The organism is Pseudomonas sp. IPO3749, from assembly GCF_013386605.1.
Lineage (GTDB): Bacteria > Pseudomonadota > Gammaproteobacteria > Pseudomonadales > Pseudomonadaceae > Aquipseudomonas > Aquipseudomonas azotoformans_A.
In genome coordinates, this window is the sequence record NZ_JACARN010000022.1 from 50,276 (window position 1) to 77,016 (window position 26,741).

Consider the following 26,741-nt stretch of genomic DNA (forward strand, 5'->3'; position numbering starts at 1 on the left):
GTTGCCACAATAGTCGAGCGCGCGCTGGAGTGACAGCAAAAACTGTGAGGGTCTATACCAAACAAATGTGGGAGCGGGCTTGCTCGCGATCGCGGTGAGTCAGTTGACACTCTCGTGACTGACACTCCGTAATCGCAGGCAAGCCAGCTCCCACAGTTTGAGCGATGTCAGGCGTCTAACGAGCGGCGCCCAATTGACCTTTCTCATCCGAGAACACAATTTCCACACGACGGTTCTGCGCCCTGCCCCGCTCTGACGCATTGGCTTCCACCGGGTATTGGTCGCCATACCCTTCAACCTGGATGCGTTTTTCGTCGATCCCCAGGTCGACCAGCACATCCGCCACCGACTGCGCGCGATCACGGGACAGTTTGAGGTTTTCGCGCTCGCCGCCGGTATTGTCGGCGTAACCCTCGATGCGCACCACGCGCTTGGGGTTGAGTTGCAGGAACTGTACGATTTTCAGCACCGTGCGGTTGGCCGAGTTTTTCAGCTCTGCTTCACCGGTATCGAACAGCACATCGCCCAGGGTCATCACCAGGCCGCGATCGGTCTGGGTAGTGGCCAGGCTGGCGATCTGTTCTTCAAGCCACTTGCCCTGCTGCTGCACGCTGATCAGCTTGTTTTCACGCAGGGCCAATTGCAGGCGCTGGCGCTCCAGTTCGAGCTTGACGCGGCGTTCTTCATTGAGCCCCTGCTCGGTGTGTTCGCGAGCAATCGCACTGTAGCGTTGGCTCAGGTAGGCGTAATGCACCACGTCGGCGCCGCTGCCCCAGTAGCTGGACAAACGGTCGGCGCGGGCCAGGGATTCACCGGCGCGGATCACGTCCTTGGGCGCAAAGCGCAACACGTTGGCGTCTTCCTTGACCTGCTGGAAGTCGTTGCCCGCCTGTTGCAAGGCCTGCTCGCCGTCGGGATGGCTGGCGCAACCGCCCAACACGGCGGTGCCCAACAGTACCGCACAGCTCAAACTGCGGAGCATCGGGCTCATTGGGCTTCTCCCAACTGCAACTGCTTGCGCAGACGAGTGATACGGGCGTTGAGCACGTTCAACTGCTCCTGGCTCTTGCGGGTCAGCACTTGGGCTTCAGCCAGGCGTGCATCCAGTTCGGCTTGTTCGAAACGCATACGGGCGTTTTTGTAGGATTGGTCGGCCATGCTCGACTTGGCCCGGGCGAACTTGGCTTCGGCCAGTTTCAATTCGGGCGATTCATCCGCGTTGGCCCCCACGGCACTGGCTTGCTCCAGGGCTTGCTGGGTGAGGCGCATTTGTTCATTCGGCGCAGGATCGGCTGCACATCCCGCCAGAGCGACAACGGCGAGGGCCGCGAAAAGAGGTCGAAGAGTCACTGAAAATCCCTACTTTGTTGGGGTGCCGACGGGTTGCTGCAATTGCGCTTTCCAGCGCTCCAGATTGCTCTGCAACGCAGCTTGCGCCACACCGGACGCGGGCAATTCTGTCATCTTTTTGGCCAGCTGTCCGCGTAGCCACGGATCATTGCAGGCCGAGTTGTGGGAAATCGCCAGGTACAGGCCCGGCTGGTCGATGGGGATATCGCGGGCCATCAGGTCGTTGCTCATGCCCAGGGTCTGCGCCATGGCCATGCCGGAATAACGCCCGGCCAGCACGTAGTCGACTTCACCCAGCAGCAGTTTCTGGAACGCTGGCGTCAGCGACGGCAGGCGTTGCAGGCTCAGTTGCTCACCGGCGAAGGTCTCGAAGGCCGCGCTCAAACGCGCGCGCTCTGACACCGCGCCTTTGTGCCCGTGCAGGTCGGCGGCTGTGGCATAGGCCAGCGCCGAGTCCTTGCGCGTCCACACCAGGTAGTCGAGCTGCACCAGCGCCGGGTGGATGTAATCGAGGGTTTCCAGCTCACCCAGGTTCAGCGGTGCGTCGGCGAGGATGTCCATGCGCCCGCTGCGCACTTCCTCCAGGGCCAGGGAGCGCTTGCCACCGTAGAGCAGGTCGATTTTCAAGCCGAGGTCCTTGCCCACTTGTTGCAACACATCGGCGGTGGCGCCGATCAGGTGCGTGGGGTCTTGCGGGTCGCGCCAGAGCAACGGCGGCGCATCCGGGCTGCCGGTGATCACCAGGCGATCGCATTTGCCGGCGGCCAGCGACAGCGTCGGCAGCAATGTGAGGCCCAGCAGTACCGCCCAAGGGCGCAATTCCATGGCGTGTGTCTCCAAGTCAAAAAAAAGCCCGGTCACAAGGACCGGGCTCTTTATAAGTGAAGCCGCTGGTTTAGACCAGCTTCTCCAGCTCAGGTACAGCTTCGAACAAGTCCGCCACCAGGCCGTAATCAGCCACCTGGAAGATCGGCGCTTCTTCGTCCTTGTTGATCGCAACGATCACTTTGGAGTCTTTCATACCGGCCAAGTGCTGGATCGCGCCGGAGATACCGACGGCGATGTACAGCTGTGGCGCAACGATCTTGCCGGTCTGGCCGACCTGCATATCGTTGGGTACGAAACCTGCGTCAACGGCCGCGCGGGAAGCGCCGACCGCAGCGCCCAGCTTGTCGGCCAGGGCGTACAGGTGCTTGAAGTTGTCACCGTTCTGCATGCCACGCCCGCCCGAGACGACGATCTTGGCAGCGGTCAGCTCAGGACGATCCGACTTGGCCAGCTCTTCGCCAACAAAGCTGGAAGTGCCAGCGTCGTGGGCAGCCGCGACGGCTTCAACGGCAGCCGAACCGCCTTCGGCGGCAACCGGGTCGAAACCGGTGGCACGCACGGTGATGACTTTGACCGAAGCGTTGGACTGTACGGTAGCGATGGCGTTACCGGCGTAGATCGGGCGCTTGAACGTGTCGGCGCTTTCAACCGAGATGATCTCGGAGATCTGGTCAACGTCCAGCTGCGCGGCAACGCGTGGCAGGATGTTTTTGCCGTTGGAGGTAGCAGCAGCCAGGATGTGGCTGTAGCCAGCGCCCAACTCAGCTACCAGCGGCGCAACGTTTTCTGGCAACTGATGCGCGTAGGCGGCATTGTCAGCGTTCAGGACTTTGCTCACGCCCGCGATTTTCGCAGCGGCTTCAGCCACGGCGCCAGCGCCCTGGCCGGCAACCAGTACGTGAATGTCTCCACCGATTTTAGCAGCGGCAGCCACGGTGTTCAGGGTGGCCGGGGCCAGCACCTTGTTATCGTGTTCGGCGATTACGAGGATAGTCATGATCAGATCACCTTCGCTTCGTTTTTCAGTTTCTCGACCAGTTCGGCCACCGACTTGACCTTGATGCCCGCGCTGCGTGCAGCCGGTGCTTCAACCTTGACGGTCTTGTTGGTGGAGGCGGTGGAAACGCCCAAAGCTTCAGGAGTGACCGACTCAAGCGGCTTCTTCTTGGCTTTCATGATGTTTGGCAGGGACGCGTAGCGCGGCTCGTTCAAACGCAGGTCGGTGGTGACGATGGCCGGCAGTTTCAGGGAAACGGTCTGCGCGCCGCCGTCGATTTCACGGGTCACAGCGACGCTGTCGCCGCTCACTTCGACTTTGGAGGCGAAGGTGCCCTGGCCGTAACCGGTCAGTGCAGCCAGCATCTGGCCAGTCTGGTTGTTGTCGCTGTCGATGGCCTGTTTGCCGAGGATCACCAGCTGAGGCTGTTCCTTGTCGACAACGGCTTTGAGCAGCTTGGCCACGGCCAGGGAGGTCAGGTCTTCAGCGGACTCGACCAGGATGGCGCGGTCGGCACCCAGTGCCAGGGCGGTACGCAGCTGCTCTTGAGCAGTGGTAGGGCCGATGGAAACCACGACGATTTCAGTCGCCACGCCTTTCTCTTTCAGGCGGACGGCTTCTTCCACAGCGATTTCGCAGAAAGGGTTCATCGACATCTTGACGTTAGCAAGGTCGACGCCGGAATTGTCCGCCTTGACGCGAACTTTCACGTTGTAATCGACAACGCGTTTGACAGCTACAAGAACCTTCATGGATTCCTCGTTACTCTCCGGTGAAAAGAAAGTCGCCTAGGCGAACCTGGCGGTTGATGCTCATCGGCACACAAGGGCACCTCCAAAAACGCAGGCGGTGACCTTGCTCACGGGAAATGATGACCGTTCGTCAGTGGTGACTGAGAGGTCATTCTTTATCGCAGCGTGTAAACTGCGCGCCAGTGTCTGGACGCGCGCCACCTGTCTTGCTTTTGGACGTGCTCTTGAAACCTGCAGTCTGCCTACGGTTAGCGCAAAACCGACCGTATATTGACCGGAACACCTATTCTGGTCAATACGGCAAAATAGCCAGTCATAAGCCGCACCACTTTGATTTACCTAGCCTGCGGGCAATTCAAACAAACGTTTGTATTGGACGCTGGCAGTGGTGTAGATATAATGCGCCACCTAGAGAGAAAGGTGGGTCTTGCCGTTGCCGCAAGACGACACCGAACCTCCACCCATTAGAAAAAAAAGCCTGTTGAGCCTTGAGTAGGAGATAGCCTGTGGAACGCGAATACATGGAATTCGACGTGGTCATCGTCGGCGCTGGCCCGGCGGGACTGTCTGCCGCCTGCCGACTGAAGCAGAAGGCCGCCGAAGCCGGTAAGGAAATCAGCGTCTGCGTGGTCGAGAAAGGCTCCGAAGTCGGCGCGCATATCCTCTCCGGTGCCGTGTTCGAACCACGCGCCCTGAACGAACTGTTCCCGGACTGGAAAGAACTCGGCGCCCCGCTCAACACCCCGGTGGTGCGCGACGACATCTATGTACTGCGCAGCCCCGAAGCCTCCACCAAGGTGCCTGACTTCTTTGTGCCCAAGACCATGCACAACGAAGGCAACTACATCATCTCCCTGGGCAACCTGTGCCGCTGGCTGGCCCAGCAGGCCGAGAACCTGGGCGTGGAAGTCTACCCAGGCTTCGCCGCCCAGGAAGCGCTGTTCGACGAAAACGGCGTGGTGCGCGGGATCATCACCGGCGACCTCGGCGTCGACCGTGAAGGCAACCCGAAAGAAGGCGTCTACACCCCTGGCATGGAACTGCGCGGCAAGTACACGCTGTTCGCCGAAGGTTGCCGTGGCCACATCGGCAAGCAACTGATCCAGCGCTTCAACCTGGACAGCGACGCCGACGCCCAGCACTACGGCATCGGCCTGAAGGAAATCTGGGAAATCGACCCCGCCAAGCACCAACCTGGCCTGGTGGTGCACACCGCCGGTTGGCCGCTGGACATCATGAGCGCCGAAAACACCGGTGGCTCGTTCCTTTATCACCTGGAAAACAACCAGGTAGTCGTTGGCCTGATCGTCGACCTGTCCTACAGCAACACGTTCCTGTCGCCGTTCGATGAGTTCCAGCGCCTCAAGCACCACCCGGTGCTGGCCCAGTACCTGGAAGGCGGCAAGCGCATCAGCTATGGCGCCCGCGCCATCTGCAAAGGCGGCCTGAACTCGCTGCCGAAGATGGTCTTCAAAGGTGGCGCATTGATCGGTTGCGACCTCGGCACCCTGAACTTCGCCAAGATCAAGGGCAGCCATACCGCGATGAAGTCCGGCATGCTCGCCGCCGACGCCGTGGCCGACAGCCTGTTCGCCGAATCCGAGGGCGGTGATGAACTGACCGCTTACGTCGACAGCTTCAAATCCAGCTGGCTCTACGAAGAACTGTTCGCCAGCCGCAACTTCGGCCCGGCAATGCACAAGTTCGGCCCGATCATCGGCGCCGGCTTCAACTGGTTCGACCAGAACATCCTGGGCGGCAAGATGCCGTTCACCCTGCACGACACCAAGCCGGACTACGCCTGCCTCAAGCTGGCCAAGGACAGCAAGAAGATCGACTACCCGAAACCCGACGGCAAGCTGAGCTTCGACAAGCTGAGTTCGGTGTTCCTCTCCAGCACCAACCATGAAGAAGAGCAACCGTGCCACCTGAAGCTGAAAGACCCGAGCATCCCGATCGGCACCAACCTGCCGCTCTACGATGAACCGGCGCAGCGCTACTGCCCGGCCGGCGTGTATGAAGTGATCACCAAGGAAGACGGCGAGAAGCGCTTCCAGATCAACGCCCAGAACTGCGTGCACTGCAAGACCTGTGACATCAAGGACCCTTCGCAGAACATCACCTGGGTCACGCCGGAAGGTGCGGGTGGGCCGACTTACCCGAACATGTAAGCCCGCTGCTTGAATAAAAAAAGGCTCCCAGATGGGAGCCTTTTTTGTGGCCCGAAAAAAGCCAGTCACCTCGGTCAAATGTGGGAGCGGGCTTGCTCGCGAAGGCGGCCTGTCAGTTGAGGAATGTGTTAGCTGACCCACCGTATTCGCGAGCAAGCCCGCTCCCACATTTACGGTGTTGTGCCTGGTGGAATTATGCGGCGCGTTCTTCACCGGGATTGCGCAGGAAATAGCGCTTATATTCCCGACTGAACTGCGACGTACTCTGATACCCCACGCTATGCGCCGCCTGCGCCACACCCATGCCGTCCACCAGCAACAGTTGCTGGGCCTTGAGCAAGCGCAGACGCTTCAAGTACTGCACCGGCGACAACAACGTACAGCGCTTGAAATGCTCATGAAACGTCGACGCACTCATGTGCGCATACCCCGCCAGCGTCTCGATATTCAGCGGCTCGGCGTAATGGGCATGCAAGTGATTCAACGACGTGGCGATCCGCGAAAACTGCCCCTGCTGTTCCACCAGCGCCCGCAATACATCCGCCTGCGGGCCCCGCAACGCGGTGAACAACACTTCCCTGACCCGCGCCGGGCCCATGATCCGGCTTTCCAGCGGATCGTGCAGGCATTCCAACAGGCGTTCGACGGCGCCGCGCATCGCGTCATCGAGCATTACCGAACTCATCGACTCCAGCGTCTGCGCCGTCGGTGGCGGCCCGGCCTGAATGCCCATGGCCATGACCAGTTCCCCCAGCACCACGCGGTCAATGCCCACCGTGACGCCGTACAACGGCGCGTCGGAGGCCATGGCAAAGGTCTCGCATTCGAACGGCACCGGCATCGCCTGGATCAGGTAATGCCCGGCGCCATACTCCAGCGTACGCGGCCCGAGGTAGGCGACTTTGCTGCCCTGGGCCACGAACATCAGGCTCGGTTCATAGATCTGCGGCCCACGCGCCACGTCGCAACTGGCGCGCAGCACTTGCACGCCGGGCAGGTTGGTTGGGGAAAAACCGTCGCAGGGCGTAAGCCCCTCAATCAAGGACACCAGTGTGGCGTTGGCGTCGAGATGGCGGGTGAGCAGCATGGCAAAAAACTTCGCGAAAAGGGGATGAGAACATCATCGCAGGTCTGGCGTCACAAGGATCCAAACACGGGGCACTCCCGGACGAATAGGCATGAGACTCGGAGCAATCGCCATGGCCGCATCAGGACCCGGCGCGGAGAATGCGCCGCCTCACCTGTCATTGCTTTTGCGAGGTTTCCCCATGTACACCGCCATCGGTTATGCCGCCCAGTCGGCCACCACTCCCCTCGCCCCCATGTCGTTCCAGCGCCGCAGCCCGCGTGCCGATGACGTGGCCATCGAGATCCTGTACTGCGGCGTCTGCCACTCCGACATCCACCAGGCCCGCAACGAGTGGGGCATCGCCGTGTACCCACTGATGCCTGGCCACGAGATCGTCGGCAAGGTCACCGCCATTGGTGCCAACGTCACCGCGCACAAAGTCGGTGACCTGGTGGGCGTGGGCTGCATGGTCGATTCGTGCCGTCACTGCGACGCGTGCCAAGCGGACCTGGAGCAATACTGCCTCGAAGGCCCGACCATGACCTACGCCACCCCAGACCGCGTCGATGGCAGCAACACCATGGGCGGTTACTCCGACAGCATCGTGGTCAGCGAACATTTCGTGGTGAAGATCCCGACCAAGCTTGACCTGGCCAGCGCCGCGCCGATCCTGTGTGCTGGCATCACCACCTACTCGCCGCTCAAGCACTACGGCGTGAAGGCCGGCGATAAAGTCGGCGTGCTGGGCATGGGCGGCCTCGGCCATATGGGCATCAAGTTTGCCAAGGCCATGGGCGCGGAAGTGACCTTGTTCACGCGCTCGGCAAGCAAGGCCGAAGAAGGCCGTCGCCAGGGCGCCGATCACGTGATCGTGTCCACCGACGAAGCCCAGATGAAAGCCGCCGCCGGCAGCTTCGACTTCCTGCTGGACACCATCCCTGTGCAGCACGACCTGAACCCCTACCTCGACGTGCTGCGCTTTGACGGCGTGCATATCCTGGTCGGCCTGATCGAGCCGGTGGACCCGCCCGTCAACGCCGCCAAGCTGGTGCTGGGCCGCAAAGTGCTGGCCGGTTCGTTGATCGGTGGTATTGCCGAAACCCAGGAAGTCCTGGATTTCTGCGCCGAGCACGGCATCACCTGCGACATCGAAATGCTCGACATCCGCAATATCAACGAAGCCTACAGCCGCATGATCGCCGGCGACGTGAAGTACCGCTTTGTCATCGACATGGCGACGTTGAAGGCCTGATCAGGCCTTCGCGCCCAACTCCGCCGACAGCCGGGCTGCGACCTGTTTGACCACAGGAATCAGCTCGGCCATTTTCTCCAGCGGCATGTAGGGCACGGTACTGGCGATGCTGATGCCGGCGACGATGCGCCGGCTGGCATCGCGCACCGGAGCGGCCACACAACGGATCGACGGTTCGTTGTCTTCCAGGTCGAACGCATAACCGCCCACCACGTATTCATGCATGCGCTGCTCGAACTGTGCCCAGGATTGCTCCGGGTGCTGCGGCCATTGCAGGCTTTTCCCACCCGCCGGCAGGCTGACTTCGTACAGGCGCTGCCACTCTGCGACCGTGTCATCCAACAGCAAGGCCTTGCCGATCCCGGTGCGTGCCAGCGGCATGCGATGGCCGACCCGTGAGCGCATTTCCGGGCCGTTGCGGCCGGGGTTCTTGTGCAGGTACAGCACGTCGTCGTATTCGCGGATGGCCAAGTGGATGGTGTCGCCGGTCAGCGCCGACAATTCATCCAGATAGGGGATCGCCAGAGTCACCAGCGGCAGCTCTTCCCGTGCCTGGAAACCCAGCTCGATCAACTTCGGCCCCAGCAGGTAACCGACCTGTGGCACCACCCGCAGGTAACGCTCTTCCACCAGGCAACTGGCCAGGCGGTGGGTGGTGCTGCGGGTGGTGCCGATGCGCTTGGCGATCTCTTTCAGATCCCGCGCACCGGCCGCCACCGCTTGCACCACGCCCAGGCCACGCAGCAGGGTCTGGGTGCCGGTGGGCGCGGCGTCTTTGACGGGGGTGTGGGCGTTTTCCTGCATATCGGGCCTATTGGGGAGTACGAAAACGGCGCCATTATGGCAAATCACGGACCTCAATACAGTGGAGATCCAAATGTGGGAGCGGGCTTGCTCGCGAAGGCGGTGTGTCAGTCAAAGATGTACTTACTAAAGCACCGCATTCGCGAGCAAGCCCGCTCCCACAGGGGTTAGGCGGTGTTCTTCCTAGCGCTGTTTCATGCGATCGATGATGACCGCAAGAAGCAGGATCGAACCCCGGATCACATACTGGTAAAAGGTGTCGATGTTCTTCAGGTTCATCGCATTCTCGATGATCGCCAAAATCAGCACCCCGGCAATCACGTGACGGATCATGCCGATGCCGCCGCTCAGCGACACCCCGCCCAGTACACACGCCGAGATCACGGTCAGCTCAAAACCTTGCCCAATCATCGGCTGGCCCGAGGTCATGCGCGAGGCGAGGATCACCCCGGCCAGGGCGCCGATCAAGCCGTGCACGGCAAAGATGATGATCTTGGTGCGATCAACGTTCACCCCGGCCAGCAACGCCGCTTCCTGGTTACCGCCGATGGCCATGGTGTTGCGCCCGTAGGTGGTGTAGTTCAGCAGCCAGCCAAAGAACACAAAGCACAGCACAGTGATGATGATCGGCACCGGCACACCCATCAGCTGGCCGTTGCCGAACACGAAGAAACCTTCGTCCATCACGCCGACGGCCTTGCCGTTGGAAAAGATGTACGCCAGGCCGCGTACGATCTGCATGGTCGCCAAGGTCGCAATCAACGCGTTGATGCGCAGCTTGGCGATGACAATGCCGTTGATCAGCCCCACCACCAGGCCCATTGCCAACGCGGCGGACACGCCGAGCACCACGCTGTCGGTGTCGCGGATCACAATGCCCGCAACCACGCCAGCACAGGCGATCACCGAGCCCACCGACAAGTCGAAGTGCCCCGACGCCAGGCAGAACAGCATGGTGCACGCCGCAATACCCACGGTAGAAATCGCCAGGCCCAACCCGCGCATGTTCAGCGGCGAAAGGAAGTTATCGATAAACAACGCGCTGAGCACAAAGATGCCCAACGCGGCGAGCAGCATCACCCAGTCATCGAGGAACTTACGCTGGTTGAAACCCGGCCAGAAGCCCTTTGCAGTTTTTACCTCAGACATCATTCACCTCGAATTCTTCAAGCCCGCGAACGCGGGAGAGCCAGTTGCAACAGCCGAGCCTCATCCGCTTGGTCGCGGGTGAGTTCGCCGGTCAGGGCGCCTTCGCTCATCACCAGGATGCGGTCGCTGATGCCCATGACTTCCATCAGGTCGCTGGACACCACGATCACCGCAATACCGCTGGCGGCGAGGTTGTGGATGATCTGGTAGATCTCCGACTTGGCGCCGATGTCGATGCCACGGGTCGGCTCGTCCAACAGCAGCACCTTCATCGGCATCGACAGCCAGCGGCCGAGAATGGCCTTCTGCTGGTTGCCGCCGGAGAGGTACATGATTTTCTGTTCGGCGTTGGGCGTCTTGACCTTCATCGCCTTGATCTGCCGGTCGGCGTTGGCCGTTTCCCAGCCGTCTCGCAGCAGCCAACCAAAGGTGGAATGGGCGCCCCGCGCGCTGATGTTGATGTTCTCGGCCACGCTGGACAGCGGAATAATGCCCTCCTTCTTGCGGTCTTCCGGGCACAGCAGCACACCGGCTGCGATGGCGTCACGGGGTGACTGCAAGCGCAGCGTTTGCCCGCAGAGTTCAAGGCTACCGGCGGTGCTGCGGGTCAACCCGCTGAGCAGCCGAAACAGCTCCGTACGCCCTGCACCGACCAGTCCGAACAGGCCAAGAATCTCGCCCTTGTGTACCTGCAGATTGACCGGCTCACGCAGGCCCGGCCCGAGCAAGCCCTCAACCTTCAGCGCCACTTCGCCCTGTTCCCGTGGCCGGTAATCGTAGATATCCTGGATATCGCGACCGACCATGCAGGTCACCAACTGGTCGTGAGTCAGCGCATTCATGTCATCGAAAGTGCGCACATAACGGCCGTCCTTGAACACCGTCACCGCGTTGCAGATGCGGAACACTTCTTCCATACGGTGCGACACATAGAGCACGACTTTGCCCTCATCGCGCAGGCGGGTGATGATCGCCATCAAGCGGTCGATCTCCCGCGCCGACAAGCTGCTGGTGGGTTCGTCGAAGGCAATCACATGGGCGCCACGGGACAACGCCTTGGCGATTTCCACCAGCTGGCGCTGACCGAGGGACAGGCGACCGAGCTTTTCGTCCGGGTCGATTTCATCCGCCAGGCCTTTGAGGCAGGCCAACGCTTGCTTGCGCAACTGGCTGCGGTTGACCACCCCGAAACGCGTCGGCAAATGCCCAAGGAACAGGTTCTCGGCCACGGTCATTTCCGGCACCAGGTGCAGCTCCTGGTGGATCACCGCCACACCGCTGGCAATGCTGTCGGCGGCCGACTTGAAGTCCATGGTCTGCTCGCCGATCTGCAGCGAACCACTGCTCGGCAAGTAAGCACCGCCGAGGATCTTCAGCAGCGTCGACTTACCCGCGCCGTTCTCGCCCATCAGCGCATGCACCTCGCGCGGCCGCGCTTCAAAGCTGATCTGCGCCAGGGCTTTCACACCGGGAAATTCCTTGCCGATGCCGTTGAAGCGCAGAGCCGCGCCGGTCATTTCCACAGCCCGATTTTGCTTAACTCTTCCTTGAAGTTGGCGCGGGTGATCAGGGTCACGTTGTCCAACGCGGTGAACTTGGCAGGCTCGGTGCCCTTGGTGACCCACTCGAACATGGCGCTGGCGGTTTTATAGCCGGAGGCGTCAGGGCTCAGCAGCATCGAGCCGTAAAAGCCGGTGTCGGTTTTCTTCAGCTCTTCAATCGCATCGGTGCCGTTGATACCCACGCCGATCACGTTCGCTGCCTTGAAACCAGCGCTTTCGGTGGCGCGCACGCCGCCCAGTACGGTGCTGTCGTTCATGCCGCCAATGATCAGGTTTTTCGCGCCACTGGGCAGTTTCACCAGGGCCGAGTTGGTGGCGTCCATGCTGCCCGGTACGTCGAGGGTTTTCTGCGCGCTGAACAGGATGTGGTCGGCGGGCAAGCCGGCAGCCTTGAGGCCTTCGACCGAACCGTCGGTGCGTTTCTTGCCGGTTTCCAGCTCATCGAAGGTGTTGATGACGGCGTAGGTTTCTTTCCAGTCCCAGTTGCGATGCTTGGCTTCGGCGGCCATGGCTTCGCCTTGTTTCTGGCCGATCTTGTAGGCATCCAGGCCGACGTAAGGCACGTCTTCCATGGGCTTGCCCTTGGCGTCGACGAAACGATCGTCCACCGCCAGCACTTTGAGGTTATTGAGCTTGGCCTTGGCCATGATCGCCGGGCCGAGGGACACGTCCGGCGGGCAGATCACGAAGCCCTTGGCGCCATTGGCGGCCAGGGTGTCGATGGCCGACAAGGTTTTTTCACCGTCCGGCACGGCGATCTTTATGACGGTGAAACCCTGGTCCTTGCCGGCTTTTTCGGCGAAGGCCCATTCGGTCTGGAACCAGGGTTCTTCGGCCTGCTTGACCAGGAAGCCGATCTTCACTTCCTCGGCGAGCGCCACGCTGCTGAACGCCATTGCCAGCGCCAGGGTGCCTAGAGTCTTCTTGAACATGGACCACCTCCTTCTTGTTATTGGAAAACGCTTTAGTCGTGGTACATCACAGAACGCCCGCCATCGATCATCAGGCAGGTTGCATTGATAAAGGGCGCCTCGTCAGTCGCCAGGAACAGTGCCGACATCGCCACCTCCACCGGCTGGCCGATGCGCTTGGGCGGGTGCAGGTCGAACGCGCGCTGACGCTCAGCGTGGGGGTCGGCGAAACCGTTCCAGTAGTCGACGTTGAGCTGGGTTTCGATGTAGCCCGGCGCGATGGCGTTCACGCGGATGCCTTTGGGCGCGTATTCGATGCCGAGGGCGCGGGTCAGGCCGAGCAGGCCGTGCTTGGCCACGGGATAGGGAAAGCAGCCGGGGATGATGTGGCTGGAATGGGTGGACGCAATGTTGATGATGTTGCCGATGCCCTGCTCGATCATGTGCGGCAACACCGCGCGGCAGCCGAACCAGGCACCGTCGAGGTCGATGGCGAAGCAGCGGCGCCAGTCTTCGTCGGTCATTTCCAGCGGGTCGCGGAACACATTGACCCCGGCGCAGTTGACCAGCACATCCACCCGACCGAAGCGCTCGATGGCCAGGTTTACCAGCGCCTGCCATTGATCTTTCGAGGTGATGTCGACGGCCTGCGCGTAGACGTCGGCGCCGCGCTCACGCCAGTGGGCGGCGACCTTCTCGACTTTTTCGCCCTGGATATCGGCGATGATCAACCGCGCCTGCTGCGCCTGGAAACACGCGACGATCGCCTCGCCAATGCCTTGGGCGGCGCCGGTGATGATCACCACTTTGCCTTTGAGCCGCTCGCCGTAGGTGGGCTCGGGCACGGCGGGGAGTGACAAGGGTTGTGCCTGCATCGCTTCACCTGTTTTATTTTTGGTAGTGAGTGCTGATGCAGCCGACTATAAACCCATCATTTGAAATATCTCAATATATAAATTTGCATCCCATATAATGAGCATTAAAATAAAAAAACCGGCGAATCGTCGCCGGTTATTTGTAGGGCCTTCTCCGTCAGCCGAGGGCGAAGTCGCGCAGTGCGTCGCCTTCCATGCGGTAGCGCACCCACTCTTCCTGGGGCTGGGCGCCGATGGATTTGTAGAAGGCAATCGCCGGTTCGTTCCAGTCCAGCACGCTCCACTCAAAGCGCCCGCAACCGTTATCAAAGGCGATCTTCGCCAAGTGGCGCAGCAGCTTCTTGCCCGCCCCGCCACCGCGCTGTTCCGGGTTGATGTAAAGGTCTTCCAGATACAGGCAGTTGCTGCCCAACCAGGTGGAATAGCTGAAGAAGAACACTGCAAAACCAATCGGCAAGCCGTCGCGCAAGCAGATCAGGCCATGGGCGGTGGCGCCCTCGCTGAACAGGCTGCGCTCGATGTCCACCACACTGGCGATCACTTCGTGCCGGGCTTTTTCGTACTCAGCCAGCTCCGTGATGAAGGTCAGGATTTGCGCAGCATCGCTGGGCACGGCGGGGCGAATCTCGATGGTCATGGGCGAGCCTTGGCAATTTCAAAGCACACATACTAAGGCGCTTTCGTGACGGATTGCAGTGCAATTTCACCACGTGCCCTTACTCCGCCCACAGGTAACGCTGGCACCAGCAACCCCACAACAATCGGCCAAGCGGTGCATGGTAAAACGTCCGGCATAACGCCAATGACTTCCAGGCCATCCCATGCATTCCAAATCTGCAGTGAGCACGCCGTTGTTCGCCCTGTTTTGCCTTGCCAGTTTTCTATTGTCGCTGTCTTACGGCTCGACCTTTCTGTTGTCGTTGCTGATTCATACGCGCGGCGGCAACGAGCACGATGCCGGCAGTGTGATCTCCATGGCAATGCTCAGCACCTTTGTGGCCGTGGTGGTCTCCGGGCATTTGGCCGATGCGCTGGGCGCGGCGCGGGCGATTGCGGGAATGGGCCTGCTGTTGGTGGTGGCGTGCCTGGGTTTTGCACTGATGCCTGGGTTCGGCCAGGGCTTGATGGGGTTTGGCCTGGCGCTGGGGCTCGGTTGGGGAGTGTTCTATACCTTGGGGCCGGTCATCGTGGCCCTGCTGGTAGAACCGCAACAGCGGGCGAAGTATTTTGCTTTGTTGTCCGGCAGCATGATGAGCGGAATAGGGGCCGGCCCCTTGCTCGGCCGCGCGGCGAGCGCGTTGGGGCTGCCGCTGACCAGCGCGTTCTACATCGCGGCCTGCGCCAGCCTTGTCGGTGTGGTGATGTTCTGGCGACTGGGCGCTCATCTCAAGCAAGACGCAGCAGTGGCAAAAATCTCCTGGCGTGCCACGCGCCAGGTGCTGTCATCGAAGGCTGTGTTCGCGATCATCATGGTCGGCCTGGGCGGTTGTGTGTTCGGTGGGTTGTCCTCGTTCCAGACCAGCTATGCAGCGGCGCATTCGTTGGACTATTCGCTGTTCTTCCTGGGTTTCCTGAGCGCGGCAATTACCAGCCGTTTGTTGATTGCAGGGCTTGTCGTCAAGCGGGATGCCTATCGCTCGGCGTGCGTGTTGTCGGGGCTGATGCTGGTGTCGGTGTTGATGTTCGGCTTCACGGTATCGGGGACCTTCAGCTACCTGCTCGCCGCCATCACCCTGGGCGTGGGTTATGGGCTGACGTACTCGGTGATCAACGGACTGGTGGCCAATGAAGCGCCCTTCGGCACCACGTCCCAGGCGTTGCTGCTGTTCAGCCTTGGGTACTTCGTCGGGGTATTCGGTTTCCCGCTGCTGGCCGGGCGGATCATCGTCGAATATGGCCTGCAATCGCTGCTGCTGAGTGTGACGGCAGTGGCGTTGATCAATTGGTTGATCAGCGTCGCCAGGCTGGTCTGGCGGCGGGCCTCGGCACACAAAATCTTACAGGTGAGCTAAGACCGTTCGTCGCCACCCAGGCACGAACACCAAGGCCGGGCTGACCAATAGAGGGTAAGGACATTAATCATATGGAGACATCCTCATGAAAAATTCCAAGTTTGCTGCCCTCGCCCTCACGGGCCTGTTGTCTGCTGCGTCGCTGAGCGCCTTTGCCGCCAGCTCGACCACCGGGCCAACCGATCCAACGCCGAATGCCACCACTGAGTCGCAGAAATCCATGGGTACCGGCATGGACACCAATGGTGGCGCGGTCATTGAGCCCGGCGCTGACCCGCGCACCCAAGGCAACGATAACCAGCGCCAAGCGCCTGCCGCCGTCGGTAACGGCAAAATGGGCCCGGCGGTCAATCAGCCCAATATCAACAAGGGCGATGACTCCAACGTCCCAGGTGCGCCGAAACAACCTGCGCCTTGATCCATCGAACGCAAGACGAACACCCGATCATTTCCCAGTGAAGAGGTACGCATGAACGTCGATAGAAACCTTGAGAAAGAAGTCCTCACCCGCCTGCTGCACGCTCATCCGCAAGGGCTGGGCAAGGAGGTGCTGGATAACTACCGCGGCGAAAAAGAGGTGGCCAGTGTCTTGGCATTCCTGCAGGACCGTGGGTTGATCAAGGATGGGCATGTGACCACTGACGCGGCCGGTGAGTATGCGTTGAATCTGCCGATCAAGCTGACGGCGTCCGGGGTGGATGAGGCGCGTAAGTTGGAGTCTGAAACGCTCTAACAGCCCTCATACAAAACAAAATGTGGGAGCGGGCTTGCTCGCGAAGGCGGAGTATCAGTGGCAAATCTTTGCCTGACACTCCGCCTTCGCGAGCAAGCCCGCTCCCACAGTTTTGTCCGCATTCAGCCAGCGAGTAGAGCATCGACCTCCGCAGTGCCGGGTGAGGTTGCTGGCCCCCAGCGTGTCACCGCCAACGCCGCTGCCGCATTGGCACGACGTGCCGCTTGAGCGGGTGCCAGGCCATTCGCCAACCCTGCAATAAACACCCCCGCATGGGCATCCCCCGCGCCATTGCTGTCCACCGCCTTCACCTTGAACCCCGGCACATGCTGCGCCTGGCCATTGCGGCTGACCCAGCAACCATTCGGTCCATCCCGCACCACCAGCAAGGCCTCCACGGGCAGGTGACGATTGAGATCGACCAGCGCATCCGCCACCGTACCCGCCCCGGTAAAGGCCAGGGCTTCCGGGCCATTACTGGTCCAGATATCGATACGCGGCAGCAACGCCACCATCAGCGTGGAGTCAGGCGCCTTGACCAACGGGCCCGGATCGAACACCACGGTGATCGCTCGCGGCAGCGCCAGCAGCCAGTCGAGCAATGCCTGCGCCTTACCTTCCAGCAACAGGCTGTAGCCGCTGACATACACGTAATCGTCCGGTTGCGGGACCACGCGCGCCAGGTCCTCGGCACTCAAGTCACCTTCAGCGCCGAGATGGGAAATGAAGGTGCGCTCGGTGGTGGCTTCGGTCAGCGAGACACACAAACCGGTGTCTTTATCGGTGCTGGGCGCCTGGGCCATTTCGACCCCTTCGGCCTGCATCGCCGCACGGGCCAGGTCACCAAAGCGCCCATTGCCATGACGGCCGAGGTAAACCACCGGCAACCCATTGCGCCGCGCGGCCGCCATCACATTGAAGCCCCCTCCGGCCTCAAAGCTGGCCGATTGCGCCAGCACATCGCCGCCGGTGGCGGGCAAAGTATCGAGGGCCATGACCAGGTCGACGATGACTTGGCCTGTGTGCAGCAATCTAGACATTAGGACGCTCTACCAAAGCCGGGCGACGGTCAGCTGCGCCACCCAGTACTGCATAAATCCCGCCGGCCACCACGAAGGTGACAATCCAGCCCAGACCATTGTGGCCCAGCCAGGAGTCGGACAAAGGCCCGGCGAACCAGATATTTTCGGCGGTGGTGCCGATGGTGGTGAAGCTGAAGCCCAGCACGATCGCCACCGCCCAGGCGCCGAACGCACGCCATTCCACACCGCCGCGATACCAGTAGACGCTGCTTGGGCTCACGTCCAGCAGGTCCTTGGGGCTGTAGTAGTGACGGTGGATCAGGTCAACCACGAAGATGCCGACCCACGCCGTAATCGGCACGGCCAGCAACGAGATGAAGGTGATGAACGGGCCGTAGAAACTGTCGGCGATCAGCATGAAGTAGATCGAGCCGGCGAAGATCGCCACGATGTCGACGATCACCGCATGCACGCGCTTGACCTTCAGCCCCAGCGTCAGCGTGGTCAGGCCCGCCGAGTACACCGACAGGTTGTTGGACAACAGCAGGCCACCAAACGCGGTGATCAGGTACGGCACCGCCATCCAGGTCGGCAGCATGTCGCGGATCGCGACGATCGGGTCGGTGGCCGAGGCCAGGTCGTTGTTGCCCACCGACAGCAGGCCGCCGAGGGTGATCAGCAACACCAGCGGAATGCCCGCGCCAAACGCGGCCGAGGCCACCAGGCGCACAGCCGTGACGCTGCGGTGTTGGTAGCGCGACATGTCGGCGCCAGCATTCGCCCAACCGATACCCGTACCGGCGGCCATGGTACCGACGCCGATGATCATCGCGCTCAACGGCGCCGGGGTCGCGTTGAACACCGCGCTCCAATCGATGGTGGCGCAGAGGAAGCCGCCCACCAGGATGTTCAAGGCGCCGAAGACGTAGGTGGCCCACTTCTGAATCACCAGCAACGTGGCGTGGCCCAGACCGGAAACCGACAGGGTCAGCAGCACGAAGATCGCGATAAAGATCAGGGTCAGCACCGGTGCGCTTTTCGCCTCGACCGGCGAACCAAACAGGATCGAGCACAACGACAGCAGCACAAACGCGGCCGTGGTGGTGTTGACGGTTTCCCAGCCCAGGCGCGACATCAATGACACCAGCGTCGGCCCGATATTGCCACGCACACCGAAGATGGCGCGGGACAGCGTCAGGCTCGGCGCACGTCCACGACGACCGGCAATGGAGATGATGCCCACCACCGCGAACGAGCCGGCAGCGCCGAGGATCGCCACGATAATCGCCTGCCAGATCGCCAGGCCGCGAAACGCCACCAACGTGGCGCCGAGCGGTAAGCCGAGGATGCTGATGTTGGCGGCGAACCACACCCAGAACAGTTGCAGCGGGTGCCCGTTGCACTCGCCTTCAGGGACCGGTTCGATGCCGCGTGTTTCCAATTGCCCGGCACTTTGGCCGGAAGAGGTGCTGCTCATGAGGGGGTGCTCCTGGTGCCTGTATTGTTGTGGTTGTGGCAGGGGTACAAAGCGAATCGTGTTTCCGGTCGTCCTGACTCAGCGCATTTTCAACAGCTCTTGAACCAGCGGCTGCAACTCCAGGCCATTGACCTGCTTGACCTGTTCGATCATCGCCTCAGGCCAGCACTGCAGGCCCAGGCACGCGCCCAGCATGGCGCCGAGAATGGCGGCAATGGTGTCAGTGTCGCCGCCAAGGCTGGCGGCCAGACACAGCGCTTCGAGGGCGTTCAACTCGCCCACCGCCACTTGCTGGGCCAGGGCGAACGAGACCACCACTGACTCCTGGGAGGCGACGGAGGTGCCGATCAATTCGTACAACAAGTCGGCGAACAGGGCTTTGTCGCCGCTGCCGACGCTCAAGGTGCGCGCCCAACTGATGCGCGTGGAAATACGCCCGCCGGCAATCCAGTGACCGTGGCCTTCCGCTTGCTGGGCAATCTGGGTGCCGATGTTCAGTGCTTCGCCCAGGTCCACGCCGTTGATGCCGGCCGAGACCACCGCCGCCACCGCCGCCGCGCTGGAAATCCCCAGGGTGGTGTTATGGGTAACCTGGCAGGCCTGGATCACCGCCTGAATAAACCGCGCCGGGTCGCTGACGTCGGCGGCGATCCCCACCGGGGTGATGCGCATCGCAGCGCCGTTAGTGGTGCCATACCGACCGGACTCTTCAGGGGTGTGACCGGCGAGAATCATGTCGATCGCACGCTTGGTGGACGGGCCGAGCAGATCCTGCGAGCCCTTGGCGCGCATCACCGCTTCCCAGTCGATCAAACGCTGGGCGAGCACCGTCGGCTCGATCACGCCCTGCCCTTCCACCAGCAACTCGCCCACCAGAATCGCCTGCTCGGTGTCATCGGTGATGGAACCGGCGGGCATGTTCGGCGCAATCGGCTGGTCGGCGTCGGCGTCTTCCAGGCCAGTGATGGCACCGAAACGCGCGCGGACCTGCTCGCGGCTCAAGGACTGGGTCGGCATGCCCAGGGCATCGCCCAACGCCAAGCCGTAGAAAGCGCCCAGGGCGCGAGTGTGCGGGGTCATTTCGGGTTTCCAAACTGAAGGTGCAGGCGAAAGTGCAGCGGGTCGAGCAAGCTTTCGACATGCTCCATGAAACGCTCACGGCGGTCGTAGGTGGTCCGTGAGGCCTTGAGAAACACCGTGCCCGCAGGGCGGCCGAGCAATTCGGCGTCTTCGTCGCTGAGGGGTTCGGCGCCGATCCACTGATCACCTTCGGCGCCGACGTAACCGTAGGCGGCCAGGGTGATGGTCAGGGAATTATCGATCAGGCCGACTTTAGGCAAGCTTTCCAGGCCGCCAGATGCAGGCATCAACGAGCGTTCCAGCGAGACTGCCGTGCCGTCGGTGGTGCGGCGACGGCGATCCAGGGCAATGAATTGGTCACTGCCGAAACGACTGAACAGGTCGGGACGGGTCACCGCTTCCAGGCGCAGGATGTCGGTGTTCACTCGCGCGCCTGTGTCGGCCAGGGCCTGCGCCCAACCGCTGCGTTGGTCGAGCACCATGCCGTCAAAGGTGACGATGGAGCCGACGCCGCTCTGGGTCGCGATGTAGTTACGTCGCTTGAGCTCGGCGAGGGCTTCGCGCAGGGTGCCACGGCTGACCGCAAACTCTTCGGCCAGTTGGTGCTCGCCCGGCAACAGGAAACCGTCGGCCATCACCCCACCCTCGATACGGCGGATGAGCTCGTCGACGACGCGTTTTTTCTTATCAAATCGGACATGTCTAATCATGTACAAATTGATAACCGAAAGCGGCCGTTTGCAGCAAGCGAATTATTTCAGGGAGATGAAAAAACCGGCCTCAGGGCTCCAGGCCGATACGGAAAAACTCGCCGCCGCTCCAGACGCCCAGCCAGTTCTGACCGTTGATCGGACGGCTCACCGCCAGCTCCACCAATTGGTAGAACGCATTGCGATGCACCAGGGCTTCGAGGTTGGTGCGCACCCGCAGATAGGGCGCAGGTTCCTGGGTGACTGGGTCGATCACCACCCGCAAGGGGTGTTCAAGGCCCGCTTCGATCTGATCGTCCACGTTGGTGGTAAAGCGCAGCACCTGGCTTTCGCCCTGCCCTTCGACCTCCAGCGTTACCGCCACGAACGGCGCATCATCGACGCTGATGCCGACCTTTTCCACGGGAGTGACCAGGAAGTAATCATCGCCATCGCGGCGAATGATGTTGGAGAACAGTTTCACCATAGGCTTACGCCCGATCGGCGTGCCCTGGTAGAACCAGGTGCCGTCGCGCGCGATGCGCATGTCGATGTTGCCGCAGAAGTCCGGGTTCCACAGATGTACCGGCGCCGGCCCCTTGCCTTTGGGCAGTTGGGCCAACAGATCGTTGGCCTTGGCGGAATCGGTCATGGGGTTCTCCTGGTGCTTATTGATCACTCATGCCCAGCAGACTGCGAGCGTACTGGCGCAGCGGGCGGGCAATCAGATCTTCTGGCTTGTTGTCGTGGAACGTCAGTAAACCGCCACGACTGCGAATACGTGCAGTATCAATCAAATACTGGGTGCTGGTCTCGATCAACATGATCTGGATGACGCCGCTGTCCAACCCGACACGGTCGAGGGCTTCCTGGTCGGCCCACTCATCGGCGTTGCCGATACGGTCATCCGCCTTGGCGAAACGGCAGTACAGCAGGTAGTGAGCACCGGCCGCGCGGGCTTCGGACATTGCCTGCTCCAGGCCTTCCGGCTGACGGGCGCGACGCACCATGGGGAAATACTCGATAAAGCCGTTGAAGGCTTCCTCGGCCACCACGTTTGGACGCGGATAAGCGCTGCCCGGCGGCACAAAGGCGCCTTGGGCGATAAATACGAATGAGTCCGGCTGTATGCGAACCGAGGCGGTGCGACGGGTATCGCTGTGATCCAGCAAACCGGCATCGCTCATCTGATAGCGGGTGCCTTCGGCCATATCGCTGACGGTCATGCAACCACTCAGCGTCAACGACGCCAGCAACAAAACCAGACTACGCATCCTAATCCTCCAGAAGCCGGTGACGGAAAACCGGCGAATGGGCGTGAGATGCAGGTTCTGCGCCAGCTTGGAACACTAGCCGCCGATGATCTTCATGATGGTCGCGCCACCGGAGAAGGCAACTTCCTGTTTATCGCCCAACGCCTTCATCAACAAGCCCTGCAGCGCCGGCAATGCTTGATGGCGAGGCTTGTCCAGCAGGTCGCCGACATAGTGGCGGTTACTCGACGACAGGCAACCGTGCAGCCACCCCGTGGACGACAACCGCAACCGCGAGCAGGTCCGGCAGAACGGCACGCTTTCGTTGGCGATGACGCCGAAATAGCCCTTGCCGGGTATTTCATAACGCACCGCCGTCGCGTCAATGGGCGCACTGGCTTGCAGGTATTCATGCTGTTCACCGATCAGGCCGAGCAGTTGTTGCAGGCTGACAAATTGCTGCAGGAATGCGTTGGAGTCCTTGGCCAGGTGGCCCATGCGCATCAGCTCGATAAAGCGCAGTTCATAACCCCGCTCCAGGCAGTACTCGAGCAGCGGCATCACCTGGTCGAGGTTCTGGCCGCGCAATGGCACCATGTTGACCTTGATCTTGATTCCGGCGGTGCGGGCCTGGTCCATGCCGTCGAGCACGGTGGCCAGGTCGCCGCCACGGGCGATGCTGCGGAAGGCGTCCGCATCCAGAGTATCGAGGGAGACGTTGATGCGTTTGATCCCGGCGTCCACCAACAGCGGCAGTTTGCGCGCGAGCAGTTGACCATTGGTGGTCAGGCTGATGTCACTCAAGCCCATTTGCCCGACGGCACCCATGAAGGCTTCCAGCTTGGGACTGACCAGCGGTTCACCGCCGGTGATGCGCAGGCGGTCGATGCCGGCTGCCTCGATCAGGTAAGCCACGCCACGAGCCATGGCCTCGGCCGAGAGTTCGTCCTGGGCAGCCACCAGCCGCTTGCCGTTGGGCACGCAGTAGGTACACGCGTAATTGCAGGCTGAGGTCAGGCTGATCCGCAAATTGCGAAAACGCCTGCCTTGACGATCAACGATCATGGATCACTCCGGCAGAGGATGATTCGGGCGCGCTAAAAGCTGACTGATAAATCAGCTTTTAGCAAGAGTCCTTGCCTGAGTATATTCCTGGGGTACTACGCGTGGCAGCAAATCATTACGTGGAAGGCGATTCCAGCGGCGGCTGCTCGGTGCTGTGCTTGCGCTTGTTGCCCATGCGCACGCCGATATCCATCAGGAACTGGAAGAAGCCTTCCTGATCTTCCAGCACATTGCTCCAGAACGGCGAGTGATACAGCGCCACGGCGCCGTGCACCAACGCCCAGGCGGCGCAGTAGTGGAAATACGGCGGCACGTCTTCGAGCTTGCCTTCGCTGATGCGACCCTTGATCAACAGGGTCAGGCGTTCGAAGTTCGACGCACGGATCTTGTGCAGTTCCTCGACCATCTCCGGCACCTGATGGCCCTTGACCACCTTCTCTTCCAGGCGGTCGAACAGGCGATAGCGCTGCGGGTCGCGCATGCGGAACTCGAAGTAGGCGCGGGACAGGGCTTCCTTGTCCTTGTCCACATCGGCCGAATGCAGCAGTTCGTTCAGGTCACGCTCGTAGTCGAGCATCAGGCGCAGGTAGATCTCGGCCTTGGACTTGAAGTGCTTGTAGATCGTGCCTTTGCCGATACCCACGGCATCCGCGATCATCTCGACGGTGACGCTGTCTTCACCCTGTTCGAGGAACAGTTTGAGTGCGGTGTCGAGAATTTCCTGCTCACGGCGGCGAAACTCACGGACCTTACGGGGTTCTTTGTGCATGAGGAAGAAGTCTGCAAAGGTCAAAATAGGGAGGGTTACGCAGGGCCACGGATACGCGGCGATACGATTTACCCGGTGCGAGGGATTATCCCGACTGAACGGTCGCTGGGCAATGCCTATGTGAACCCGAAACGCACTTTACTTTCAGTGCGCCAACGTTTTCATGGATCTCAGTCAGAAATAATACGCAACAACTGCCGTCGTGCGCCCGCCCAATGAGAACTCAAGGGAAGCGCGCGTATTCCAAATCTGTTTAAAAAACGATCAGTCGCGACTGGACTGAATCGGATACTGATCAATACTTGAACTGTCGGCGTGACATCTCCCCCAAGTGACGCGCCGACCTGGGTACCAACGGACCGCGTACCCTTGTTTTACTCCTAATGGTCTTAGCCCGGATTCACCCCCCAGAACCCGGGTTTTTTTTGCCTGGGATTTGGCGGCGCTAACCGGCTACGTGGGCCAACGGGAACAGGCGCTTGAAGTTCTCGGTGGTCTGCTCGGCAAACCGCTCATAGGACTCGCCGCGCAGCATCGCCAGGTAATCCGCCACATCGCGCACGTATTCCGGCAGGTTCGGCTTGCCGCGATGCGGAATGGGCGCCAGGTACGGCGAGTCGGTTTCCACTAGCAGACGGTCGGCCGGCACCTGGCGTGCGACGTCACGCAGGGCGTCGGCGTTGCGGAAGGTGACGATGCCCGACAGGGAGATGTAGAACCCCAGGTCCAGGGCCGCCTTGGCCATGTCCCAGTCTTCGGTGAAGCAATGCAACACGCCGGCCTGGGGCAGCGCGGCTTCGCGCAGCAGGGTCAGGGTGTCGGCACGCGCGCCACGGGTATGGACGATCACTGGTTTGCCGGTCTGCTGGGCGGCTTGCAGGTGCAGGCGGAACGACGCCTGCTGCAACTGCGCCGCTTCGGGCTCGTAGTGGTAATCCAGGCCGGTTTCGCCGATGGCCACTACGCGTGGATGATTGAGTTCAGTCAGCAGCCAATCAAGCGCTGGGGCTTCACCGGGCTTGAGGTCCAGCGGGTGAATGCCCACCGAGCAATCCACATCGGCGTAGCGATCAGCCAGGGCTTTGACGTCGGCTGCGTTTTCCGCGCTGACGCCGATGCACAGGAAGTGCCCTACCCCGCGCTGGCGCGCGGCTTCGAGGGCAGCATCCAGGGAACCGCCGTGTTGGGCCAGGTCGAGGCGATCAAGATGGCAATGGGAATCTACGAGCATAGGGATCTACAACTTAAATCACGAAAAATGTCTGGCCGACGATACACCCGTCGGCCACGGAAATTAACGGCGGCCAAGCAAGCCGACCCATTGCACCAGCAGCGCCTCAAGCAACAGCACGCGGTTAAGGTTGGCCTTGCCCAGCACCTTCTGGCGCTGGGCGAGGATCCAGTCCTGGATCGTCAGCACTTTGTCCTGGGCACTTTTCTGCGCCAGGTACTGCACCACTTTGCGCATGTCCGGCAGGCCCAGGCCATTTTCATCCTGGGTCAGCTGGTAGCGCAGGATCAGGCTTGACCAGTCGCAGAACCAATCGAACAGCAACAACAGGGGAATGTCCTTCCAGGCAGTTTCGGCCAGCTGGGTGGCGGAGACTTCCTGCTTGATGAGTTTCTTCACGCCCTCCACCACCAGCGCGCGTTGCTCACGCACGCCCTGGGCGTGCAGCTTCACCGCCGCCAAGGGTGAGCCGGCCGCCAGGGTCAGCAGTTCGACCCGTTCATCCGCGCTGCACTCCGGCAACGCCTGCGCGAGCCATTCGAGGCTCATGGCCTCGCTCGGCAGTGGGCACGCCTGCTGTACGCAACGGCTGCGGATGGTCGGCAACAAACGGCTGGACTGGTGGCTGACCAGCAACAACACGGTATCGCCGGACGGCTCTTCCAGGCTCTTGAGCAAGGCGTTGGCGGCGTTGATGTTCATCGCCTCCACCGGCTCGATCAACACAACCTTGCGCCCGCCCATCTGCGCGGTCTGCACCACGAAGCTGACGAGGTCGCGCACCTGGTCGACCTTGATCGCCTTGTCGGCTTCCTCGGGCTCCAGCACGTAGTTGTCCGGGTGGCTGCCAGCCTTGAGCAACAGGCAGGACTTACACTCGCCGCAGGCTTCCAGGTTGACCGGGCGCTGGCACAGCAGGCTGGCCATGAGGCGCTCGGCTAGGTCTCGCTTGCCGATCCCAACCGGACCATGCAACAGGTAGGCGTGGGCGTGCTGGGCACGGCCAGCCAGTTGTTGCCACAGGCTGTCCTGCCACGGGTAGGCTTCAGCCACGGGCGCGCTCCAGCAGTGTCGGCAACAGCGCGTCGATGGCGTGTTGCACCTGGGCCAGCGGTTGGGCGGCGTCCAGCAGGTAGTAGCGCGCAGGCTCGGCCGCAGCGCGCTTGAGGAACGCGGTGCGTACGGCGTCAAAGAAGGCCTGGCCTTCCAGCTCGAAACGATCCAGGCGACCACGGGCGCTGGCGCGGGCCAGGCCCACTTCCACCGGCAGGTCAAAGACCAGGGTCAGGTCAGGACGCAAGTCGCCTTGAACGAAGGTTTCGAGCGTGGCGATGCGCTCCAGGGACAGGCCCCGACCACCGCCCTGGTAGGCATAGGTGGAATCGGTGAACCGGTCGCAGATCACCACGGCACCGCGTGCCAGGGCCGGACGAATCACTTCGGCCAGGTGCTGGGCACGGGCGGCGAACACCAGCAGCAGCTCGGTGTCCGGGTTCATCTGCTCTTCACCCGGCGCCAGCAGCACCTCGCGGATACGCTCGGCCAGCGGCGTGCCACCGGGCTCGCGGGTCAGCACCACTTCGATCCCTTCGCTGCGCAAGCGCTCAGCCAGGTAATCGCGGTTGGTGCTTTTGCCGGCGCCTTCAGGGCCTTCCAGGGTTATAAACAAGCCAGTCACAGGCAGTCCTTA

At 61.5% G+C, this 26,741-nt stretch carries 28 protein-coding genes; 5 read left to right on the forward strand and 23 right to left on the reverse strand.

All coding sequences use genetic code 11. The annotated features are described in order from the left end of the window. Nucleotides 1-175 precede the first annotated feature (175 nt). The 5 genes from HX812_RS11450 to HX812_RS11470 form a co-directional block, all read right to left on the reverse strand. Complete coding sequence (locus tag HX812_RS11450) at nucleotides 176-991, reverse strand: OmpA family protein (protein ID WP_038847059.1); 816 nt, start codon at nucleotides 989-991, stop codon at nucleotides 176-178. Further along, nucleotides 988-1,350: a DUF4398 domain-containing protein gene (locus HX812_RS11455; protein ID WP_016980006.1), complete on the reverse strand. Its 363-nt coding sequence runs from the start codon at nucleotides 1,348-1,350 to the stop codon at nucleotides 988-990. The genes HX812_RS11450 and HX812_RS11455 overlap by 4 nt, the downstream gene beginning before the upstream one ends. A 9-nt stretch (nucleotides 1,351-1,359) precedes the next feature. Further along, entirely contained in the window at nucleotides 1,360-2,175 is an 816-nt protein-coding gene (locus tag HX812_RS11460; protein WP_033901245.1) for an ABC transporter substrate-binding protein, read from the reverse strand. A gap of 70 nt (nucleotides 2,176-2,245) precedes the next feature. Then, a complete protein-coding gene (locus tag HX812_RS11465) occupies nucleotides 2,246-3,175 on the reverse strand; it encodes an electron transfer flavoprotein subunit alpha/FixB family protein (protein WP_028617554.1) in 930 nt (309 codons plus the stop codon). Between the two features lie 2 nt (nucleotides 3,176-3,177). Then, on the reverse strand, nucleotides 3,178-3,927 hold the full coding sequence (locus HX812_RS11470; protein ID WP_017138339.1) for an electron transfer flavoprotein subunit beta/FixA family protein: 750 nt from the start codon (nucleotides 3,925-3,927) through the stop codon (nucleotides 3,178-3,180). A 506-nt stretch (nucleotides 3,928-4,433) separates the two neighbouring features. On the opposite strand from HX812_RS11470, the gene HX812_RS11475 reads away from it, so the two are divergent. Beyond that, nucleotides 4,434-6,098, forward strand: a complete 1,665-nt coding sequence (locus HX812_RS11475) for an electron transfer flavoprotein-ubiquinone oxidoreductase (protein ID WP_038847053.1) — start codon at nucleotides 4,434-4,436, stop codon at nucleotides 6,096-6,098. A 193-nt stretch (nucleotides 6,099-6,291) separates the two neighbouring features. On the opposite strand, the gene HX812_RS11480 is transcribed toward HX812_RS11475, so the two are convergent. After that, nucleotides 6,292-7,185, reverse strand: a complete 894-nt coding sequence (locus HX812_RS11480; RefSeq protein WP_038847050.1) for an AraC family transcriptional regulator — start codon at nucleotides 7,183-7,185, stop codon at nucleotides 6,292-6,294. Nucleotides 7,186-7,366: 181 nt separating this feature from the next. Between HX812_RS11480 and HX812_RS11485 the strand changes: the two genes are divergently transcribed. Then, nucleotides 7,367-8,419 (forward strand): NAD(P)-dependent alcohol dehydrogenase, encoded by a 1,053-nt coding sequence (locus HX812_RS11485; RefSeq protein ID WP_038847048.1) that lies wholly within the window; start codon nucleotides 7,367-7,369, stop codon nucleotides 8,417-8,419. On the opposite strand, the gene HX812_RS11490 is transcribed toward HX812_RS11485, so the two are convergent. The 6 genes from HX812_RS11490 to HX812_RS11515 form a co-directional block, all read right to left on the reverse strand. Beyond that, nucleotides 8,420-9,223: an IclR family transcriptional regulator gene (locus HX812_RS11490; protein ID WP_016979999.1), complete on the reverse strand. Its 804-nt coding sequence runs from the start codon at nucleotides 9,221-9,223 to the stop codon at nucleotides 8,420-8,422. Nucleotides 9,224-9,406: 183 nt separating this feature from the next. Continuing rightward, nucleotides 9,407-10,372, reverse strand: coding sequence for an L-arabinose ABC transporter permease AraH (gene araH, locus HX812_RS11495; protein WP_038850349.1), 966 nt, complete (start codon nucleotides 10,370-10,372; stop codon nucleotides 9,407-9,409). 17 nt (nucleotides 10,373-10,389) lie between these two features. Then, nucleotides 10,390-11,889: an L-arabinose ABC transporter ATP-binding protein AraG gene (gene araG / locus HX812_RS11500; RefSeq protein ID WP_038850348.1), complete on the reverse strand. Its 1,500-nt coding sequence runs from the start codon at nucleotides 11,887-11,889 to the stop codon at nucleotides 10,390-10,392. Further along, complete coding sequence (locus tag HX812_RS11505; RefSeq protein ID WP_033901250.1) at nucleotides 11,886-12,866, reverse strand: substrate-binding domain-containing protein; 981 nt, start codon at nucleotides 12,864-12,866, stop codon at nucleotides 11,886-11,888. The genes araG and HX812_RS11505 overlap by 4 nt, the downstream gene beginning before the upstream one ends. A gap of 32 nt (nucleotides 12,867-12,898) precedes the next feature. After that, on the reverse strand, nucleotides 12,899-13,720 hold the full coding sequence (locus HX812_RS11510; protein ID WP_038850347.1) for an SDR family oxidoreductase: 822 nt from the start codon (nucleotides 13,718-13,720) through the stop codon (nucleotides 12,899-12,901). Between the two features lie 157 nt (nucleotides 13,721-13,877). Further along, on the reverse strand, nucleotides 13,878-14,357 hold the full coding sequence (locus HX812_RS11515; protein ID WP_010208407.1) for a GNAT family N-acetyltransferase: 480 nt from the start codon (nucleotides 14,355-14,357) through the stop codon (nucleotides 13,878-13,880). Between the two features lie 184 nt (nucleotides 14,358-14,541). Here HX812_RS11515 and HX812_RS11520 point away from each other — a divergent pair, with 184 nt between their 5' ends. The 3 genes from HX812_RS11520 (at nucleotide 14,542) to HX812_RS11530 (ending at nucleotide 16,465) form a co-directional block, all read left to right on the forward strand. Further along, nucleotides 14,542-15,732 carry an MFS transporter gene (locus tag HX812_RS11520; RefSeq protein WP_038850346.1) on the forward strand — a complete coding sequence of 397 codons (1,191 nt, stop codon included), beginning with the start codon at nucleotides 14,542-14,544 and terminating at the stop codon, nucleotides 15,730-15,732. Between the two features lie 85 nt (nucleotides 15,733-15,817). Further along, nucleotides 15,818-16,150: a hypothetical protein gene (locus tag HX812_RS11525; protein ID WP_038850345.1), complete on the forward strand. Its 333-nt coding sequence runs from the start codon at nucleotides 15,818-15,820 to the stop codon at nucleotides 16,148-16,150. 51 nt (nucleotides 16,151-16,201) lie between these two features. Then, nucleotides 16,202-16,465 (forward strand): hypothetical protein, encoded by a 264-nt coding sequence (locus HX812_RS11530; protein WP_033901254.1) that lies wholly within the window; start codon nucleotides 16,202-16,204, stop codon nucleotides 16,463-16,465. Nucleotides 16,466-16,587: 122 nt separating this feature from the next. Here the strand turns inward: HX812_RS11530 and HX812_RS11535 are convergent, their stop codons facing one another. The 11 genes from HX812_RS11535 to tmk form a co-directional block, all read right to left on the reverse strand. Next, on the reverse strand, nucleotides 16,588-17,505 hold the full coding sequence (locus HX812_RS11535; RefSeq protein WP_177128279.1) for a PfkB family carbohydrate kinase: 918 nt from the start codon (nucleotides 17,503-17,505) through the stop codon (nucleotides 16,588-16,590). Then, the gene (locus HX812_RS11540) at nucleotides 17,498-18,964 is read right to left on the reverse strand and encodes a cytosine permease (protein ID WP_038847776.1); all 1,467 of its coding nucleotides are present in this window, start codon (nucleotides 18,962-18,964) and stop codon (nucleotides 17,498-17,500) included. The genes HX812_RS11535 and HX812_RS11540 overlap by 8 nt, the downstream gene beginning before the upstream one ends. 78 nt (nucleotides 18,965-19,042) lie before the next feature. Further along, complete coding sequence (locus HX812_RS11545) at nucleotides 19,043-20,044, reverse strand: ADP-ribosylglycohydrolase family protein (protein ID WP_038847778.1); 1,002 nt, start codon at nucleotides 20,042-20,044, stop codon at nucleotides 19,043-19,045. Beyond that, nucleotides 20,041-20,754, reverse strand: a complete 714-nt coding sequence (locus HX812_RS11550; RefSeq protein ID WP_033901258.1) for a GntR family transcriptional regulator — start codon at nucleotides 20,752-20,754, stop codon at nucleotides 20,041-20,043. Before HX812_RS11550 ends, HX812_RS11545 begins: the two co-directional genes overlap by 4 nt. 70 nt (nucleotides 20,755-20,824) lie before the next feature. Further along, nucleotides 20,825-21,385, reverse strand: coding sequence for a DUF1285 domain-containing protein (locus tag HX812_RS11555; protein WP_016979737.1), 561 nt, complete (start codon nucleotides 21,383-21,385; stop codon nucleotides 20,825-20,827). Between the two features lie 16 nt (nucleotides 21,386-21,401). Beyond that, complete coding sequence (locus HX812_RS11560) at nucleotides 21,402-22,007, reverse strand: DUF4823 domain-containing protein (protein ID WP_033901260.1); 606 nt, start codon at nucleotides 22,005-22,007, stop codon at nucleotides 21,402-21,404. A gap of 75 nt (nucleotides 22,008-22,082) precedes the next feature. After that, on the reverse strand, nucleotides 22,083-23,051 hold the full coding sequence (locus tag HX812_RS11565; protein WP_038847781.1) for a GTP 3',8-cyclase MoaA: 969 nt from the start codon (nucleotides 23,049-23,051) through the stop codon (nucleotides 22,083-22,085). A 115-nt stretch (nucleotides 23,052-23,166) separates the two neighbouring features. Beyond that, on the reverse strand, nucleotides 23,167-23,820 hold the full coding sequence (locus HX812_RS11570; RefSeq protein ID WP_016979740.1) for a TetR/AcrR family transcriptional regulator: 654 nt from the start codon (nucleotides 23,818-23,820) through the stop codon (nucleotides 23,167-23,169). 445 nt (nucleotides 23,821-24,265) lie between these two features. Further along, a complete protein-coding gene (locus tag HX812_RS11575) occupies nucleotides 24,266-25,051 on the reverse strand; it encodes a TatD family hydrolase (RefSeq protein WP_038847783.1) in 786 nt (261 codons plus the stop codon). 63 nt (nucleotides 25,052-25,114) lie between these two features. Then, a complete protein-coding gene (locus HX812_RS11580) occupies nucleotides 25,115-26,104 on the reverse strand; it encodes a DNA polymerase III subunit delta' (RefSeq protein WP_038847785.1) in 990 nt (329 codons plus the stop codon). Beyond that, nucleotides 26,097-26,729, reverse strand: a complete 633-nt coding sequence (tmk, locus tag HX812_RS11585) for a dTMP kinase (protein WP_033901265.1) — start codon at nucleotides 26,727-26,729, stop codon at nucleotides 26,097-26,099. Before tmk ends, HX812_RS11580 begins: the two co-directional genes overlap by 8 nt. Between the last annotated feature and the right edge of the window lie 12 nt (nucleotides 26,730-26,741).

Coding starts and splice junctions, on each gene's coding strand:
- HX812_RS11450 (WP_038847059.1), bottom strand. CDS start 991: ATGAGCCCGATGCTCCGCAGTTTGAGCTGTGCGGTACTGTTGGGCACC.
- HX812_RS11460 (WP_033901245.1), bottom strand. CDS start 2,175: ATGGAATTGCGCCCTTGGGCGGTACTGCTGGGCCTCACATTGCTGCCG.
- HX812_RS11465 (WP_028617554.1), bottom strand. CDS start 3,175: ATGACTATCCTCGTAATCGCCGAACACGATAACAAGGTGCTGGCCCCG.
- HX812_RS11470 (WP_017138339.1), bottom strand. CDS start 3,927: ATGAAGGTTCTTGTAGCTGTCAAACGCGTTGTCGATTACAACGTGAAA.
- HX812_RS11480 (WP_038847050.1), bottom strand. CDS start 7,185: ATGCTGCTCACCCGCCATCTCGACGCCAACGCCACACTGGTGTCCTTG.
- HX812_RS11485 (WP_038847048.1), top strand. CDS start 7,367: ATGTACACCGCCATCGGTTATGCCGCCCAGTCGGCCACCACTCCCCTC.
- HX812_RS11490 (WP_016979999.1), bottom strand. CDS start 9,223: ATGCAGGAAAACGCCCACACCCCCGTCAAAGACGCCGCGCCCACCGGC.
- araH (WP_038850349.1), bottom strand. CDS start 10,372: ATGTCTGAGGTAAAAACTGCAAAGGGCTTCTGGCCGGGTTTCAACCAG.
- araG (WP_038850348.1), bottom strand. CDS start 11,889: ATGACCGGCGCGGCTCTGCGCTTCAACGGCATCGGCAAGGAATTTCCC.
- HX812_RS11505 (WP_033901250.1), bottom strand. CDS start 12,866: ATGTTCAAGAAGACTCTAGGCACCCTGGCGCTGGCAATGGCGTTCAGC.
- HX812_RS11510 (WP_038850347.1), bottom strand. CDS start 13,720: ATGCAGGCACAACCCTTGTCACTCCCCGCCGTGCCCGAGCCCACCTAC.
- HX812_RS11515 (WP_010208407.1), bottom strand. CDS start 14,357: ATGACCATCGAGATTCGCCCCGCCGTGCCCAGCGATGCTGCGCAAATC.
- HX812_RS11520 (WP_038850346.1), top strand. CDS start 14,542: ATGCATTCCAAATCTGCAGTGAGCACGCCGTTGTTCGCCCTGTTTTGC.
- HX812_RS11525 (WP_038850345.1), top strand. CDS start 15,818: ATGAAAAATTCCAAGTTTGCTGCCCTCGCCCTCACGGGCCTGTTGTCT.
- HX812_RS11530 (WP_033901254.1), top strand. CDS start 16,202: ATGAACGTCGATAGAAACCTTGAGAAAGAAGTCCTCACCCGCCTGCTG.
- HX812_RS11535 (WP_177128279.1), bottom strand. CDS start 17,505: ATGTCTAGATTGCTGCACACAGGCCAAGTCATCGTCGACCTGGTCATG.
- HX812_RS11540 (WP_038847776.1), bottom strand. CDS start 18,964: ATGAGCAGCACCTCTTCCGGCCAAAGTGCCGGGCAATTGGAAACACGC.
- HX812_RS11545 (WP_038847778.1), bottom strand. CDS start 20,044: ATGACCCCGCACACTCGCGCCCTGGGCGCTTTCTACGGCTTGGCGTTG.
- HX812_RS11550 (WP_033901258.1), bottom strand. CDS start 20,754: ATGATTAGACATGTCCGATTTGATAAGAAAAAACGCGTCGTCGACGAG.
- HX812_RS11555 (WP_016979737.1), bottom strand. CDS start 21,385: ATGACCGATTCCGCCAAGGCCAACGATCTGTTGGCCCAACTGCCCAAA.
- HX812_RS11560 (WP_033901260.1), bottom strand. CDS start 22,007: ATGCGTAGTCTGGTTTTGTTGCTGGCGTCGTTGACGCTGAGTGGTTGC.
- HX812_RS11565 (WP_038847781.1), bottom strand. CDS start 23,051: ATGATCGTTGATCGTCAAGGCAGGCGTTTTCGCAATTTGCGGATCAGC.
- HX812_RS11570 (WP_016979740.1), bottom strand. CDS start 23,820: ATGCACAAAGAACCCCGTAAGGTCCGTGAGTTTCGCCGCCGTGAGCAG.
- HX812_RS11575 (WP_038847783.1), bottom strand. CDS start 25,051: ATGCTCGTAGATTCCCATTGCCATCTTGATCGCCTCGACCTGGCCCAA.